The 16589-nt window shown below is 24.6% G+C and carries 14 protein-coding genes; 5 read left to right on the top strand and 9 right to left on the bottom strand.

Translation table 11 applies throughout. The annotated features are described in order from the left end of the window. Positions 1-18: 18 nt before the first annotated feature. Positions 19-1149, top strand: coding sequence for a class Ia ribonucleoside-diphosphate reductase subunit beta (gene nrdB, locus IX46_RS00905; protein WP_053940152.1), 1131 nt, complete (start codon positions 19-21; stop codon positions 1147-1149). A gap of 1 nt (position 1150) precedes the next feature. After that, complete coding sequence (gene yfaE, locus IX46_RS00900) at positions 1151-1411, top strand: class I ribonucleotide reductase maintenance protein YfaE (protein ID WP_053940529.1); 261 nt, start codon at positions 1151-1153, stop codon at positions 1409-1411. Between the two features lie 11 nt (positions 1412-1422). On the opposite strand, the gene pta is transcribed toward yfaE, so the two are convergent. Together pta and IX46_RS00890 are read right to left on the bottom strand one after the other, a co-directional pair. After that, a complete protein-coding gene (gene pta, locus IX46_RS00895; RefSeq protein WP_053940151.1) occupies positions 1423-3552 on the bottom strand; it encodes a phosphate acetyltransferase in 2130 nt (709 codons plus the stop codon). Between the two features lie 39 nt (positions 3553-3591). Beyond that, a complete protein-coding gene (locus IX46_RS00890) occupies positions 3592-4800 on the bottom strand; it encodes an acetate kinase (protein ID WP_053940150.1) in 1209 nt (402 codons plus the stop codon). Between the two features lie 165 nt (positions 4801-4965). On the opposite strand from IX46_RS00890, the gene nadE reads away from it, so the two are divergent. Next, positions 4966-5772 (top strand): ammonia-dependent NAD(+) synthetase, encoded by an 807-nt coding sequence (gene nadE / locus IX46_RS00885; protein ID WP_053940149.1) that lies wholly within the window; start codon positions 4966-4968, stop codon positions 5770-5772. Positions 5773-5782: 10 nt separating this feature from the next. On the opposite strand, the gene sirB1 is transcribed toward nadE, so the two are convergent. The 3 genes from sirB1 to prfA form a co-directional block, all read right to left on the bottom strand. Then, complete coding sequence (gene sirB1, locus IX46_RS00880) at positions 5783-6592, bottom strand: invasion regulator SirB1 (RefSeq protein ID WP_053940148.1); 810 nt, start codon at positions 6590-6592, stop codon at positions 5783-5785. A 124-nt stretch (positions 6593-6716) separates the two neighbouring features. Continuing rightward, positions 6717-7544 (bottom strand): peptide chain release factor N(5)-glutamine methyltransferase, encoded by an 828-nt coding sequence (gene prmC / locus IX46_RS00875; RefSeq protein ID WP_053940147.1) that lies wholly within the window; start codon positions 7542-7544, stop codon positions 6717-6719. After that, on the bottom strand, positions 7541-8626 hold the full coding sequence (gene prfA, locus IX46_RS00870; protein ID WP_053940146.1) for a peptide chain release factor 1: 1086 nt from the start codon (positions 8624-8626) through the stop codon (positions 7541-7543). Before prfA ends, prmC begins: the two co-directional genes overlap by 4 nt. 193 nt (positions 8627-8819) lie before the next feature. On the opposite strand from prfA, the gene ispE reads away from it, so the two are divergent. Both ispE and IX46_RS00860 read left to right on the top strand, forming a co-directional pair. Beyond that, complete coding sequence (ispE, locus tag IX46_RS00865; RefSeq protein WP_053940145.1) at positions 8820-9698, top strand: 4-(cytidine 5'-diphospho)-2-C-methyl-D-erythritol kinase; 879 nt, start codon at positions 8820-8822, stop codon at positions 9696-9698. A gap of 38 nt (positions 9699-9736) precedes the next feature. After that, entirely contained in the window at positions 9737-10684 is a 948-nt protein-coding gene (locus tag IX46_RS00860; RefSeq protein WP_144417487.1) for a ribose-phosphate pyrophosphokinase, read from the top strand. A gap of 544 nt (positions 10685-11228) precedes the next feature. Here the strand turns inward: IX46_RS00860 and folC are convergent. The 4 genes from folC to IX46_RS00835 all read right to left on the bottom strand — a co-directional run bounded on the left by folC (position 11229) and on the right by IX46_RS00835 (position 16571). Next, positions 11229-12476: a bifunctional tetrahydrofolate synthase/dihydrofolate synthase gene (gene folC / locus IX46_RS00850; RefSeq protein WP_053940143.1), complete on the bottom strand. Its 1248-nt coding sequence runs from the start codon at positions 12474-12476 to the stop codon at positions 11229-11231. Between the two features lie 70 nt (positions 12477-12546). Continuing rightward, the gene (locus IX46_RS00845; RefSeq protein WP_053940142.1) at positions 12547-13482 is read right to left on the bottom strand and encodes a TerC family protein; all 936 of its coding nucleotides are present in this window, start codon (positions 13480-13482) and stop codon (positions 12547-12549) included. A gap of 84 nt (positions 13483-13566) precedes the next feature. Next, positions 13567-15036, bottom strand: a complete 1470-nt coding sequence (locus tag IX46_RS00840) for an NADH-quinone oxidoreductase subunit N (RefSeq protein WP_053940141.1) — start codon at positions 15034-15036, stop codon at positions 13567-13569. Further along, positions 15033-16571 carry a complex I subunit 4 family protein gene (locus IX46_RS00835; protein WP_053940140.1) on the bottom strand — a complete coding sequence of 513 codons (1539 nt, stop codon included), beginning with the start codon at positions 16569-16571 and terminating at the stop codon, positions 15033-15035. The genes IX46_RS00840 and IX46_RS00835 overlap by 4 nt, the downstream gene beginning before the upstream one ends. Positions 16572-16589: the final 18 nt, after the last annotated feature.

Here is a 16589-nt window from a genome sequence, read left to right as displayed (position 1 = left end):
TATTTTAGGCGTAAAAAAGTGTCTTATACAACATTCTCAAAACAAAAAAACAATCAATTAATAGAACCTATGTTTTTTGGACAACCTGTTAATATAGCTCGATATGATCAACAAAAATATAATGTTTTTGAAAAGTTAATTGAAAAACAACTTTCATTTTTTTGGAGACCAGAAGAAATAGATTTATCACAAGATCGAATAGATTTTCAAAATCTTCTTTCACATGAAAAACATATTTTTATTAGCAATTTAAAATATCAAACATTACTTGATTCAATCCAAGGGAGAAGTCCGAATATTGCTTTTTTACCTATTATATCTATTCCTGAATTAGAAACATGGATTGAAACATGGTCGTTTTCAGAAACAATTCATTCTCGCTCTTACACTCATATAATTAGAAATATAATAAATAATCCATCAATTATTTTTGATGATATCATAACCAATAAAAACATTAATGCAAGAGCAAAAGATATTTCTACTTATTATGACGATCTTATTAATATGACAAGTTATTGGCATTTATTAGGAGAAGGAAATCATACTGTAAACGAAAAAAAAATTTGTATTAATTTAGATATATTAAAAAAAAAATTATACCTTTGTTTAATTAGTGTCAATGTTTTAGAAGCTATTAGATTTTATGTGAGTTTCGCTTGCTCATTTGCATTTGCAGAAAGAGAAATTATGGAGGGGAATGCAAAAATTATTAGATTGATTGCAAGAGATGAAGCATTACATTTAACAGGAACTCAACATATTTTATACTTATTACGTAACAAAAATAATAACGAAAATATGAAAAATATTGCTAAAGAATGCACAGATATGGCAACTCAAATTTTTATATCAGCTTCAGAACAAGAAAAAAAATGGGCAGAATATTTATTTCAAGACGGTTCAATGTTGGGTTTAAACAAAGATATACTTTGCCAGTATATAGAATATATTACCAATATTCGAATGGATGCAATAGGTTTAAAAATGCCATTTGCAAAAAAATCAAATCCTATTCCTTGGATTGACTCCTGGTTAAACTCAGATTATATACAAAATGCTCCTCAAGAAACCGAAATTAGCTCTTATTTAGTAGGTCAAATTGATTCTCAAATATCTAATCAAGAATTTAAAAAATTTAAATTATAAAATGTATTATTCTACTATTGAAATATTAAATAAAAAAATTATTTTTTATAAAAAAAATACTTCTCTATTATCTATTCTACAACAAAATAATATAAATATAGCATATCAATGTAAATCTGGATATTGCGGAACATGTCGTGTAGAAATAATAAAAGGAAAAATTATTTACTCTATAAAACAGCCTATAGCTGCTTTATTTAAAACAAATGAAATTTTTCCGTGTTGTTGTCAACCGAACGGAGATATTATAATTAAAATATAATTAAAATAAAATTATGATGATTGAATTGCCGTTAAAGCAATAGTATAAACAATATCTTCAATTAATGCACCTCTTGATAAATCATTTACTGGTTTTCTTAATCCTTGCAACATAGGTCCAATACAAATTAATCCTGAGGAGCGCTGTACTGCTTTATAAGTGATATTACCAGAATTTAAATCTGGAAATATAAAAACATTTGCAGATCCTAGAATCGATGAGTTTGGAATTTTTAATTGAGCGACTTTTTTTGAAATAGCTGCATCATATTGAATAGGTCCGTCAATAATGAAATGAGGTTGTTTTAATTTAACAATAGAAGTTGCATTTCTAACTTTTTCTACTTGTTCGCCATGTCCAGAATACCCACTAGAATAGGACAACATTGCTACACGTGGATCTATACCAAAGTTTTTAGCTGAATTAGCAGATTGAATTGCAATTTCTGCTAATTCTTCTGCTGTTGGGTTTATATTAATTGCACAATCACCATAAATACGTACTTCTTCAGGGAATAACATAAAAAATATCGAAGAGACTAAAGAATAAATAGGATTAGTTTTAATGATTTGTAACGCTGGACGTATAGTGTTAGCCGTAGTATTTATAGATCCTGAAACTAATCCATCTACTTTGTCGCATTCTAATAATAATGTAGCTAAAACAACATTATCTTTTAATTGATTTATTGCAGAAAATTCAGTTATACCTTTATTCTTTCTTAACTCTAATAATCTTGAAACATAGTTTTGTCGTATCATATCAGGATCTATTATTTGAATATTTTTACTTAAATAAATTCCGTTATCATTAGCTATTTTAAAAATTTTTTTTTCTTTCCCTAATAATACACACTCTGCGATTCCTAAATTATTAGAGATTAAAGCGGCTTTTAATATTCGAGGTTCGTATGATTCAGGAAGTATAATTCTTTTGACATTTTTTTTAGCTAACATTTTTAAATGATAACAAAATTCTTTAGGTGAATATTTTTTATAACTGTTGACTAAATTATATGAACAAACATTTAAGTTGATATTTTTTAGGTAACTAAAAGTATAGTGCAATATTTTATCGATATATGCTGTATTATAAAAATTAATATTAAAATTAAATTTTTGTAGTTTAGAAAGTGTGATTATTGTATTTGTACTAACAAAAAAAATAGGAATATTAATATCTTTTAAAATATTTGTTAAATATAAAACATTTTTCGTAAGTTTAGATACACCTGTTAAAATAAGACCACTAATTTTGTTGATTTTTAATTTCAACAATACATCTTGAATAAATTTTTCTAAACGACTTAAACCAATAAAAAATAAAGCATTTTTATAATCTTTTACTCTTATTTTGGCATAATTTTCATCAAATATTATTATTTTTTTTACAATAGAATTTGTTTTATTTTTTACACTAATAATTTTCGCATCTAAAAAATTACAAATGTCTATTATAGATGGTTTTAATAAGTTGTTATTCCAAGGAATAGAAACTAATACAGAAAAAAAATTATCTTTGAAAAAGGTATCATTTTTAATATCACAAGAAACTTTATTTTTTTTTGAATTATATATAATATTTAGCTTTTCTATAAAATTATATTGTTTTTTTATAAAAGGAGAATTGATATTGTTAATAATCATACCCAAAATGTATCTATATTGATTAAATTTTAAAAATGTCGTTATTTTATTCTTTTTTTGATCAATACATTCCAGAGAGCAATTTTTTAAATTCTCTAAAAATATTACTTCAGCGTTAACATTTTGAGAAACTTCATAATTTATCTTATCGGCGTCAGGATTTTGTTTTCTATTGATACCTTGAATTAAAATAAATCCATTAATATCTTTTTTTTTATAACATTGATCAATAACTTGATTAACGAGTATATGATATTGATTAGAGTTCAAATATTGATTTGAAAAATCTATATTTTTTAATGTAATTATGTTGTCTGAAAAATACTTCTTAATAAAATTAGTTTTATTTATCGAGTGATCTGTGAGAGAAAAGTAAAAAAAAGATCTAAAAAAATTATTTTTTGTTTTTTTTCTAATCAGATTAATTACACTTAAAGTCATAGTTGTTAAACTAATATGTTCACTTAAAGGTACTAACATTACAATACGTAGCATAATATTTCTTATTATTTTGAGATGTTAAAATTACAATAATTATATTGAACTAATTATTTTCATTGTTTTTTTTGCTATTAATAACTCTTCATCTGTAGGAATAACTAAAACAGGGATAGAATTACTTGTATTAATTAAACCACTTTTTCCATTTTTAATTAAAAAATTTTTTTTTATATCGATTTTTAAACCCATTAAATATAATTTTGATAAAGTAATTTGTCTAATTAATGATACATTTTCTCCAATACCACCAGTAAAGACAACTGCATCTAAACGGTTATCCATTAAACAAATATAAGAAGCAATATATTTAGATAATCGATGGCAAAAAATATCTATAGAAAGCTTTACTGACTTATCAGTAGAATAATTTTTTTCAAGATAACGAAAATCACTACTTTTTTTACTTATTCCTAATAAACCAGATTCTTTATTTAGTATTGTATTAATTTTATCAATACTTATACCAAGTTTTTGATACATAAAAAAAATAATAGAAGGATCTATATCACCACTTCGAGTACCCATCACCAAACCTTCTAAAGGCGTCAAACCCATAGAGGTATCTACACAAACTCCATTTCGAATTGCCGAAATAGAACAGCCATTACCTAAATGACATGTTATAATGTTAAGTGAAGTAAAACTTTTTTTTAATATAACTGATGTTTCATGAGCAACATAATCATGACTAATTCCATGAGCACCATAACGTCTTATGTGATATTTCTGATAAAAAATATAAGGAATAGCATATAAAAATGAAGTTTTAGGCATGTTATGATAAAAAGAAGTATCAAAAACTGCTACATTTTTTTTTGATAAAGCAGGAAATTTTTCTATAGCTATTTTAATTCCTGTTAAATTTAAAGGATTATGTAATGGTGCAAAAGGAGCGGCTTCTTCAATGAAACTAATAATTGTATCGTCAATCAAAGCAGATTGGTTGATTTTATTTCCACCATGAACAACTCTGTGCCCTATTCCGACAATATTTTTATATACATCCTTTTCTTTTAATAGAACTTGATCAAAAATGAAATTTAACGCTTCTTTATGAGAAATATACGAACCGATATGTTTTTTATATGTCGTCTCTAAACATTTCCATTTAATATATGTGTTTTTCAAAAACAAACATTCTACTAAGCCTGATAAATACTTGGTTTTGTTTTGTGGATTGAGTATAGAAAATTTTATAGAAGAACTTCCACAATTTAGTACAAAAATTAAATTATTCAAGATTTTTTACCAATTTTTTATTAAATTTTAAAAAGTAAAAATAATTTTTTTTATATCATATTTTAAAAATTATTAATTTTAATATATAATAGTTAATTTCAAACAAAATAATCTAATACAAAATAAATATTTTTATAATATTTTAATTAATTTAAAAATAAATAAAATATGAAATTACAAAAAAAAATCATTAAACTAACACATGTTAAACCAAATATTATACCAAAAATAGAAATTGAAAATCGTATTATAAACTTAAAAAAATATTTACTTCAAAATATTCATTTAAAAACTTTCATTGTAGCTATCAGTGGAGGGCAAGATTCAACATTAACAGGTAAATTATGTCAAATCACTATAGATCAACTCCGTAAAGAAACAAACAATAAAATGTATCAATTTATTGCATTAAGATTACCATACGGTGTTCAAAAAGACGAAGAAGATTGTAAAAAAGTTATAAATTTTATTAATCCAGATAAAACTTTTACAATTAACATAAAAAAAGCTGTTTTAAGTAGCGAATTATCATTAAATAGAGCAGGCATAAAAATCTCAGACCATGTTAAAGGAAATGAAAAAGCGAGAGAAAGAATGAAAGTACAATATAGTGTCGCTGCAATGGAAGATGGAATAGTTGTAGGCACAGGAAATGCGGCAGAAACAATTACAGGTTTTTTTACCAAACATGGAGATCATGGAGTAGATATTAATCTTATATCTCAACTTAATAAACGGCAAGTCCAATTATTATTAAAAGAATTAAATTGTCCTAAATCTTTATATATGAAAACACCGACAGCAGATCTTGAAGATAACAATCCACAAAAACCAGACGAACTTTCTTTAGGTGTTAAATACAGTTCAATAGATGCCTATCTAGAAGGAAAAAAAATAAATATATTAGATCAGGATATAATTGAAAAACTTTATTCTAATACGCAGCATAAAAGAAATATATTTAATGCCGGATAAATTTCAATAATTAATGTAATATCATTTTTTTTTGCTCAATTGCATGTATTTGAACTTTTATTATCTCACTGATAGGGTCTTCTGGGCAGTTTTCAACAAAATAAAGCAAATCTTTTAAAGCAACGTGATTACAGTCTAAATTAGCATAAATTAATCCTCTATCACGAATTTCATATGGATCATTAGGATCTATTTGTAAAAGAACACTACTAACATTTAATGCTAATTCCATATTTTTTTCCTCCATTAAAGCGGATTTTAAAGTGTTTAGCATTTTTCTAAAAATAGTAATAGATTCAGCTTGATATAAATCATTTTCATATAACTCGGCTGTTGGACTAATGTTTCCTTTTAACCATACTTCTAGTGTATGCTGATCTAATATTTCCCCGTCAAATGGATTAATGAACCACTTTTTTTTATCTGACCAATCAGCTCTTAATATGAGTTGTGTAGGAAATGCTACCGGATTTAATGGCAACTGCAATTCTTTTGCAAGATGCAATAAAAGAACGCCTAAAGAAACAGCAGTACCATGTTTAGTTTTTAATACATTATCAATCCATAATACATCTGAAATTTTATAAATACCGCTTGCTCCACCAAAATTCCACTTTTTATAAAATAAATTTAATAATTTTTTTAATTTTTTATATGGCTCAATTTCGGATGAAATGTAAAATTTTGCTTCCTTAATTTTATTATTCATATCTAAAACTACAAAATCTATGGGAAAATCTTCTCGAATAAAATGAGATGCAGATATAATCGAGTCAAATAATGATAACTTAGATAAATTATTTTTTGAAAAATATTTCATGTTATTATACTAATATTGATAAGTAATAAAAAATTAAAATACATTTTTATAATATTTTAATAAAAGATATTTAATTACTACTTGTTAGATTTAAAATTATTAGGTAATTTTTTAAAAAAAATTACTATTTTTTTTGACCAATAGTAACACGATCATTACCTCCGTAATCTTTATAAGATTGTATGTTAAAAAAATTATATTTTTTAAATAAATACTGTACTTGCAACTTTTGTGTCCATCCATGCTCGATAAAAAGCCAACCTTTATAAAATAAATAATTCATTGATTTTTTTATAATTAATTCAATATCTTGCAATCCATTATTTTTTGATAACAATGCATTAACTGGTTCAAACACAAGATTTTTTTGAAAAATTTTCATTTCTTTTAAACTAATGTATGGAGGATTACTTACAATAATATTAAATTTTTTATTTATATGCGAAAACCAATCACTATAAAAAAAAATAACATTCTTTAAACTTAATTCCAATGCATTTGTTTTAGCTATTTTAATGGCTTTATTTGAATTGTCAACAGCAGTAATTTGAAAATTAGAGCAAACACTCGCTAGAGATAATGCAATATTTCCACAACCAGTTCCTAAATCAAGAATGCGTATTTGATTGCTATCAATTTTAGATAACACTTTTTCGATCAAAATTTCTGTATCAGGCCTAGGAATTAAAGTATCTGGAGAAACTCTCAAAGATAAAGACCAAAAATCTTTTTTTCCTAATATATAAGCCATAGGTTCTCCCATCCACCTTCGATTAACTAAATTCTTTAATATTTTTTGATTTAATTGATTTAATTCTTCTTGATCAAAAGCCATAATCCAAGAACGTGAACGCTTTAGTACATGACTTAATAATATTTCCGCTTCAAATCGAGGATATTCAAAATGAGAAAAAATTTTAATTGTTCGTGTTAACCATTGATATATTTTCATAATTTAAACTTAGATAAAGTAGATAGCATATCTGCTTGATATTCTTGAATTATTGGTTTAATAAGAAAATCTAATTTTCCTTCTAAAACTTCGTCTAATTTATATATAGTTAAATTAATTCTATGATCTGTAATTCTATTTTGAGGAAAATTATATGTTCTATTTCTATCTGATCTTGAACCACTACCCAATAAAATGCGCCGTACAGAAGAATTTTCTTGTTTACTTTTTTTTAATTTTTCAGCGTATAAACGAGTAGATAAAATAGATAAAGCTTTTGCTTTATTTTTATGTTGTGATCGTTCGTCTTGACATTCTACTACATGTCCAGTAGGGATATGCGTAATTCTAATAGCTGAATCAGTAGTATTAACGTGTTGACCACCAGCCCCAGAAGAACGAAACGTATCAATTTTTAAATCAGATGAAACAATTTCTTCTTTCTCTGCTTTAGGTAGAACAGGCATTACTGCAATAGTACAAGTAGAAGTATGAACTCTTCCTTGTGACTCAGTTTCCGGAACTCGTTGTACACGATGCCCCCCTGATTCAAATTTTAATCGACCTGAAGCACCTTTCCCTGTAATTTTAATAATTATTTCTTTAAATCCTCCTTTTTCATTTTCACTACAACTCATTGTTTTTGTTTTCCACATATAACTTTCAGCATATCTTACATACATTCTACATAGTTGACCTGCAAAAATGGAAGATTCATCTCCGCCTGTAGCTGCCCGAATTTCTATTAAACAACTATGCTGATCATGAGGATCTTCAGGTAATAATAATATTTGAATTTTTTTTCCTAGTTTTTTTTTTTGTTTTTTAAGTATATAATACTCTTCTTTTGCCGCATTATACACTTCTTTATCATCAAACAAAGAACGAACATTTTTTATATCATGTTCTATTTTTTCCCATTTAATAAAATATTGAACGACTTCAGAAAGTTTTAAATATTCTTTAGATAAAGTTTTTAATTGATTTTGATCACATATAATATCTTTTTGAGTAAGTAGTACTTCGATTTCTTGAAAGCGAGATTTTAAAGATTTTAATTTATTAATAATAGACGAATTCATATAATATTATCCTTTTTAAAATACAATAAAACCACTTAACACAATATTTATATACTTTATATAAAATAAATAATATCTTTTACAATAAAAAATTCACAGCTTCTAATTAAAATGATTATATCATTTTTGATAATTTTCAGTATAATTTTAATAAATATTAACATAAAAATAATTTTTTAAAAATACAAACAAAATGAAATATATATGGCCTGCTCCTGCAAAAATTAACTTATTTTTATACGTTACAGGTATAAGATCAGATGGTTATCATTATATCCAAAGTTTATTTCAATTTCTTAATTATGGCGACACGTTGAAAATCATTGAAAATAACACTGGACATATCGAATTATTTACTGAGAAGAAACTAATTTTAAAAACAGAAAATACTATTATTAGAGCAGCAAAATTGTTAAAATCAAAAGCATTATATTATGCAAAAAATAATTGTCATGCTCTTGGAGCAAAAATATTCTTAAATAAAAAAATACCTATGGGCAGTGGTTTAGGAGGAGGCTCGTCTAATGCCGCAACAGTATTAATTGTATTAAATCAGCTATGGAAAACAAAATTTACATTAGAAGAATTAGCCAGATTTAGTACTGAAATAGGATCAGATGTTCCAGCGTTTATCATGGGAAAAACATCTATTACTGAAGGAATAGGTGAAATATTATACCCTATTCAAAGAAAAGAAAAATGGTATTTAGTTGTTTATCCTGAAATTCATATTTTAACAAAAAATATATTTTCTAGTTTTTCACTTAAAAGTAAAGCTCAAAAAAAACCAATACAATTGCTTTTACAATCTCCATTTAGTAATGATTTTGAAAATATAGTAAGTAATAAATTTAAAAAAATAAAAAAATTAATTTCTATGCTATCTCTTTATGCACCTGCTCGAATGACCGGAACAGGGTCCTGTGTTTTTGCAGAATTTGACAATAAAATATCTGCTCAAAAAACATTTTCTTTACTGCCTCAAAATGTTAAGGGATTTATTGCTAAGGGTATGAATACTTCTTCATTACATCATGTTTTTTATAAAAGAAATAATCATATTTTTAATTAAAATTAATATTAAAATAAAAATAAAAAACAAGGTTTTTTATGCCAGATATGAAATTATTTGCTGGAAACTCTATTCCAAAACTAGCAAAATTTATTGCTCATCGACTTTATATAAATTTAGGAAATGCATCTGTAGGACGATTCAGCGATGGCGAAATTAGTGTTCAAATCAATGAAAATGTTAGAGGAAGTGATGTCTTTATCATTCAATCAACTTGTTCTCCAACAAATGATAATATTATGGAGCTTGTTGTAATGATAGATGCTCTAAGAAGAGCTTCAGCCGGTAGAATTACTGCAGTAATTCCATATTTCGGATATTCACGTCAAGACAGACGCGTACGATCTGCCAGAGTTCCAATTACAGCTAAAGTTGTAGCTGATTTTTTATCTAGCATTGGAGTAGATCGCGTATTAACAGTAGATTTACATGCTGAACAAATTCAAGGTTTTTTCGATGTACCTGTCGATAATGTATTCGGTAGTTTAATTCTTTTAGAGGACATGTTACAGAGAGAATTAAAAAATCCTATTGTTGTATCACCTGATATTGGCGGAGTTGTCAGAGCTAGAGCAATTGCAAAACTTCTTTATGATACCGATATGGCAATTATAGATAAAAGAAGGCCTCGTCCTAATATTTCTCAAGTTATGAATATTATTGGAGATGTCGCAAATCGAGATTGTATCCTAGTTGATGATATGATTGATACTGGAGGAACACTGTGTAAAGCTGCAGAAGCTCTTAAAGAAAGAGGAGCAAAAAGAGTTTTTGCATACGCTACACATCCTATTTTTTCAGGTCAGGCATCAGAAAACTTAAAATATTCTGTTATTGATGAAGTAGTTGTTTGTGATACCATTCCATTACAAGAAAAAATTAAATTATTGCCAAATGTACGAACCCTGACATTAGCTGGAATGTTAGCAGAAGCTATAAGACGAATTAGTAATGAAGAATCTATTTCTGCAATGTTTGAACATTAAAAATACTCCTAAGCACACTATGTTTTAATAAAATATTGTGCTTAGTATTTTCAAAATAACAATATTAAAATTTATGATTTAAAAACACTATTAAAAATAAATGAATAAAAAAAGATTTGTTTGATAAATTTAAATAAATAGCACTATTACATTGATAAATAAAAAATAATATAAACAAGATCAATATTACACCACGCAGAAAGCCAAATATACCCCCCAAAATCATATTAATATATAATAACTTATATGTTTTAATTATTTTATTAGAAACTAAATTTAATAATATTTTGACAGTAAAAAAAAAACAATAATAGTTAAAATTACTAAATAGTTCGTACTTTTTAAAAGAGCATCAGAATAAAATTTACTAAAATACATATAATTAGAAAAAAAATAAATAAAAAAAATCCAAAATACAGTAGATATTACATTTCTTAAAAAACCTTTAACAATTCCGAAAAAAAAAGAAAAAAAAATAACAACAAAAATAATAAAATCTATTAAAATCATAGTTTTCCAAAAAAATAATATTTTTATTTCATCATCATATTTCTTTGTTTGTGATAGAAATAAATTCTGAAACAGTTATAAAAGAGCCAAAAACTAATACTACATCTTTTTTTTTTAGTTTGCTTTTTAAATTCTTCCAAGCATGCTCAATACTACAAAAAAACAACGTATTCTGAGTAGGTAAATTTTTTTTTAACTGATCCATAGTAGCGCTTCGATTTATAGGTAAAAGAGAGGCATACCAATAATAAACTTGATCTTGTAGAGGAGAAATAATTGATAAAATATCTTTGTCTTTTAATACGCCAAATATTACATATAATTTCCCTTGTATATCTATTTGATTAATTTTTTTAGCAAGATATACAGTGGCATGAAAATTATGAGCAACATCAAGAATAATTATTGGATAATAAGAGATGATTTGAAACCTACCCTGTAATCGTACTTTAGATATTGAGCTTCTTAACATTTTTTTATTAATTATAAGGTCAGAATAAAATAATGCTGATAAAGCAAGCGCAACATTTGACAATGGTATTTGTGGTGTTGGTAAGTTATATAATTTTATATTTTCATGAATTAAATCCCAATTATTATTATGCTTTCTCCAACGCCAATCTTTGTTAATTATTTTTAATATTGTCTGACTCGCTTTAGCTACTTGATATATAGAACTTGGAAGATTTTTTTCTCCGATTACAGAAATTTTATTTTTTCTAAAAATTCCCGCTTTTTCACGAGCTATACTAAATCGATTGGGGCCCAAAATAGAAGTGTGATCTATGCTGATATTGGTAATAATAGATATATCGGAGTCTATAATATTAGTTGCATCTAATCTTCCTCCTAAACCAACTTCTAAGATAATAACATCTAGCGGTGAGTATTTTTTAAATAAAAATAAAGCTGTAAGTGTAACAAATTCGAAGTAACTTAAAGAATAATTTAATTTAACAGAATATATTTCAAAAAATGCATTAATATATTGTATCTCACTAATATATGATCCATTAATTTTCACACGTTCTGTAAAATTTAAAAGATGTGGAGAAGTGTATAAACCAACTTGATAGCCTGAATCTAATAATAGTTGTTCTAATATAGCACAAGTTGTTCCTTTACCATTTGTTCCACCTACAGTAAAAAAAAAAGATTGTAAACTTAATAAATTTAATTTTTTTGCAATATTTTTAATTTCTATTAAATTAGTTTGACCTTTTTTTTCTAATTTTTCTAAATATTTAATCCACATAGAAAAAGAAAAATTTTTTTTACACATATTTCCAGCTTATTTTAAAAAATTTTATATTTTTATATAAATTTTAAAAATATTAATAATTATTGCGATATTATTTTTTTTTAACAAAAATAATATTAACTATGAATGCAGTAATTAAAATAATTAATATAATACTAAATGTAAGTAAAGTTGAAATAGTTATAAATTTTTCAAATATTATTTTTACTCCTATTAACATTAAAATAGACGATAAAGCATATTCGATCATAGTAAATTTATTGATTATCGGAGCGATAAATAAATACATAAATCTTAAAGCTAAAACTGAAAAAATATTAGATGATAAAATAATAAATAAATTTTGAGTTATAGAAAAAATAGCCGGTATGCTATCTATTGAAAATATAATGTCACTCAATTCTATAAGAATTAAAGATATAAATAAAGGCGTAAAAAATATTTTATTATTTATTTTCAAAAAAAATTTTCTACATTCAGTGTTATTAGTCATTGGAAATACTTTATAAATCCAAGGAAAACTTATATTTTTTTTCTTCTCTTTTTTATTTGACGGGAAAAATATTTGTAAACTGATCCATATAAATAAAATACCGAAAAAATATAAAATCCAATGATATCTAACAAGTAAAAAAACCCCTAAAAAAGAAAATATAACACGCAATACTAAACCTACTAATAAACCATATAATAAAATTTTTTTTTGACAAGAAACTGGTATTTTAAATGATTTGAAAACTATAAACCAAATAAAAACATTATCTAAAGAAAGTATAATTTCCAACAGATAACTTGCTAAAAAACAAATAATGTTTTTATCTGCAATATCACTACTGCTAATTTGATATGTTACAATCCACAGTATAAAAATAAACAAAAAAAAAGAAAAAAAATAAATAAAAATTCCACGATATAGATGAAAAAACTGTTTTATTTTATTTAAATAACTATATTCTTTTAAAAAAAAATTAATTAAAATTAAAAAAAATCCGAAAAATAATAATAAAACGAAAAAAAAAATAATCATTAAATCTCTCTTTATTTAATTAAAATTTATTTAAAAAAATCATTTAATATTCATAAATTTATCGAAAATTATAGCTATTGTTCATTAAATACAAACTATTTTAGTTGATCCTAAAAAATATATTAATAAATTTGGAAACAATCCAAATATTAATAGCATTATTCCAGAACATAATATTAAAATTTTAGAGGGGATATTAATTCCAATATTATATGAAACTTTATTATCGATTAATAATTGATTTGATGGCTTTAAATAAAGATTAATAATTAATCTAAAATAACCGTATATGCCTAATATAGTTCCAAATAAAAAACTTATTCCAACTAACCATAAATGATTTTTTATTATAATAGATAAAATATAAAATTTTCCAATAAAACCTAAAGTTATAGGAATACCAGCTAAAGAAAGTAACACAATTGTCATAATAAAACTTAAAGTAGGTTCGGACCAAAATAAACCTCTATAAAAATTAATTAAATCTATATCATTATGAGAACAGGAAAACAAATGAATAATACCAAAATATGCTATATTAATAAACAAATAATTAAGCAAATAAATTAAAACTGTTTCCAAAGAAAAAATATAATTATTTTTTAAAACAAGCAAGATAATTAATAAATAACCTAGTTGAGAAATTGATGAATATCCAAAAAATCTTTTAATATTTTTTTGAAAAATAGCCATTAAATTCCCAAAAAATATAGAAAAAATACTTATTAATAATAATATTTCATATAATATTGCATTGTGTTCTATAAAACTATATGAAAACATATTCAATAAAACACTAAAAAGTGCTACTTTTCCAGAAACAGAAAAAAAAGACAAAATTGAAGATGGTGTACCCTGATAAACATCAGATGTCCATAAATGAAATGGAACTAAGGATAACTTAAATAGAAAAGAAAACAATACCATTACTATACCAAATAATAAAACTAACTTTTCATAATGAGGTGCTACTAATAAAGCATGATTAATTAAAAAAATACTTAAATCCCCAGAAATAGCATATATCCAAGAAATTCCGAGTAATAAAAATGAAGAAGATATTGCCGACAAAATCAAGTATTTAAAAGATGCTTCTAAAGAATAATTTACATAATTTGAATATGCAATTAAACCAAAAATTGGTAATGACATTAATTCAATACTAATAAATATTGATGACATATTATTAGAAATAGTTAAACAAATTGATCCCAGTGTTGAAAGAAGAAGAAGTAAATAAAATTCTTCTTTATTAAAAGGATAATTTAACAACCATGAGTATGAAAATACACAAGTAGAAATACTAGATAATAAAATAATAGCAATATAAAAAAGAGAATATCTATCAAGATAAAATAAAATAGTAATATTTATAGGAACAATTGAAATTAAAAAATATAATGAAAATAAAGTTATAATTAAAAAAAATGTACTCAATACAGCAACCAAAAAATGATTTCGATTACAAGAAATAGAAAAGATAAGTACTACTAAGCCTGTTATTAAAATTAACACAGGCAGTAAAGCAGTTAATTCTCGTAGATTGATTATCATTGTTTATTAAAACCTTGTTTTGAAATAGAATTCACAATTTTCTTTTGAAAATAATATATAGAAGATATAGTGTCTGTTGAAATATTTAATATTTTTTGAGGTATTAAACCTACAAAAAGTAATGTAAAAATTAATATTATTGAAATTCCAAATTCTTTCATGTTGGGAAATATTATGGCATGTTTTTGTTTCGACGATCCATAATAAATTCTCTGCATCATATGTAAGGAATAAATAGAAGAAAAAACAATACTTATTACAGCAATAACAGATACAATTGAATATGTTTTAAACATTCCAAACAAAATTAAAAATTCACCAATAAAATTTCCTGTTCCTGGCAGTCCTAAATTTGCTAAAGAAAAAAACAAAGAAAAAGCAGGAATCCAATAAAAATTAGACCAAAATCCACCCATTTCAAGAATATTTTGAGTTTTAAAATATTTATAAATTTGACCTGATAAAATACATAAAGCAGCAGTAGATAAACTACTAGATATTATTTGCACAACTATTCCCTGAAAAGAAATTTCATTGTTACTATAAATAGCAATTAAAATTAATCCCATATGAGATATAGAAGCATATGCAATTAAACGTTTGATATTAGTTTGAGAAAAAGCAAGTAAAGAACCATAAAAAATACTAAATAAACCTAAAAACATTGCAATAGGAGCAAATTTGTGCATGGAATTAGGAAAAAGTGTTATATTATAACGAAAAAGTGCATAAGGAGCGGTTTTTAATAAAGCTCCAATTATATCTATAGAGCCGCAATATGAAGACTCAACGTGAAAGTCCGATAACCAACTATGAAATGGAACAATAGGCATCTTAATAACAAAAGCAATAAAAAAAGCTAGCATAATCATATATTCTATATTCGGATTGATCGAATTGAATAATAATAAGTTATAATTAAATGTAAAAACATGGGTGTTTTGATAATAATTAAAAACTAACAAAAAAGTTGATATTAATATTAGTAAACCAGATATTTGAGAATATATGAAAAATTTATTTGCAGCATTTATAGCATGCGTTTTGTTTTTTTTGTTATTTCCCCATAGTGCAATTAAAAAATACATTGGAATTGATACAATTTCCCAAAAAAAGAAAAATAAAAATAAATCGCAAGCAATAAAAATACCTATAACACCAGTTAAAGCCAACATTATATTAAAATAAAAAAAACCCTCGTTTTCTTTTACTTCGTTCCATGCAGAAAAAATGGAAATAATTCCTAAAAAAAAAGTTAAAAATAACATAATCATTGAGAAGCTATCAACAGCTAAATGAAATTCAACTCCAAATCTTGGAATCCAACTAAGTATTAATTCATGATTCCAATGAGGATAATTTTTTATTTGATAAACATGTGAACTGTCAAAAAACCATAATTTAATAGAAATTAAAAGCGTTAATACTATACTGAATATCGCAACATAACGAGGAATACATTGTTTTAGTTGAAAAGAGAAGAATGAAATAATACTACCAAAAAATGGAATGATAACTAACAAAGAAAGCAACATCAGAGATATATTCCTATA

Source organism: Buchnera aphidicola (Aphis glycines), from assembly GCF_001280225.1.
GTDB classification, from domain to species: Bacteria; Pseudomonadota; Gammaproteobacteria; order Enterobacterales; family Enterobacteriaceae; genus Buchnera; species Buchnera aphidicola_E.
The sequence above is the reverse complement of the archived record's forward strand: the minus strand, read 5'-3'. Positions and strand labels throughout refer to the sequence as shown.

Bases quoted from the DNA above. Each gene is read 5' to 3' on its own strand.
- yfaE (WP_053940529.1), top strand. From the start codon at position 1,151: ATGTATTATTCTACTATTGAAATATTAAATAAAAAAATTATTTTTTAT.
- pta (WP_053940151.1), bottom strand. From the start codon at position 3,552: ATGCTACGTATTGTAATGTTAGTACCTTTAAGTGAACATATTAGTTTA.
- nadE (WP_053940149.1), top strand. From the start codon at position 4,966: ATGAAATTACAAAAAAAAATCATTAAACTAACACATGTTAAACCAAAT.
- sirB1 (WP_053940148.1), bottom strand. From the start codon at position 6,592: ATGAAATATTTTTCAAAAAATAATTTATCTAAGTTATCATTATTTGAC.
- prmC (WP_053940147.1), bottom strand. From the start codon at position 7,544: ATGAAAATATATCAATGGTTAACACGAACAATTAAAATTTTTTCTCAT.
- prfA (WP_053940146.1), bottom strand. From the start codon at position 8,626: ATGAATTCGTCTATTATTAATAAATTAAAATCTTTAAAATCTCGCTTT.
- ispE (WP_053940145.1), top strand. From the start codon at position 8,820: ATGAAATATATATGGCCTGCTCCTGCAAAAATTAACTTATTTTTATAC.
- IX46_RS00860 (WP_144417487.1), top strand. From the start codon at position 9,737: ATGCCAGATATGAAATTATTTGCTGGAAACTCTATTCCAAAACTAGCA.
- folC (WP_053940143.1), bottom strand. From the start codon at position 12,476: ATGTGTAAAAAAAATTTTTCTTTTTCTATGTGGATTAAATATTTAGAA.
- IX46_RS00845 (WP_053940142.1), bottom strand. From the start codon at position 13,482: ATGATTATTTTTTTTTTCGTTTTATTATTATTTTTCGGATTTTTTTTA.
- IX46_RS00840 (WP_053940141.1), bottom strand. From the start codon at position 15,036: ATGATAATCAATCTACGAGAATTAACTGCTTTACTGCCTGTGTTAATT.
- IX46_RS00835 (WP_053940140.1), bottom strand. From the start codon at position 16,571: ATGTTGCTTTCTTTGTTAGTTATCATTCCATTTTTTGGTAGTATTATT.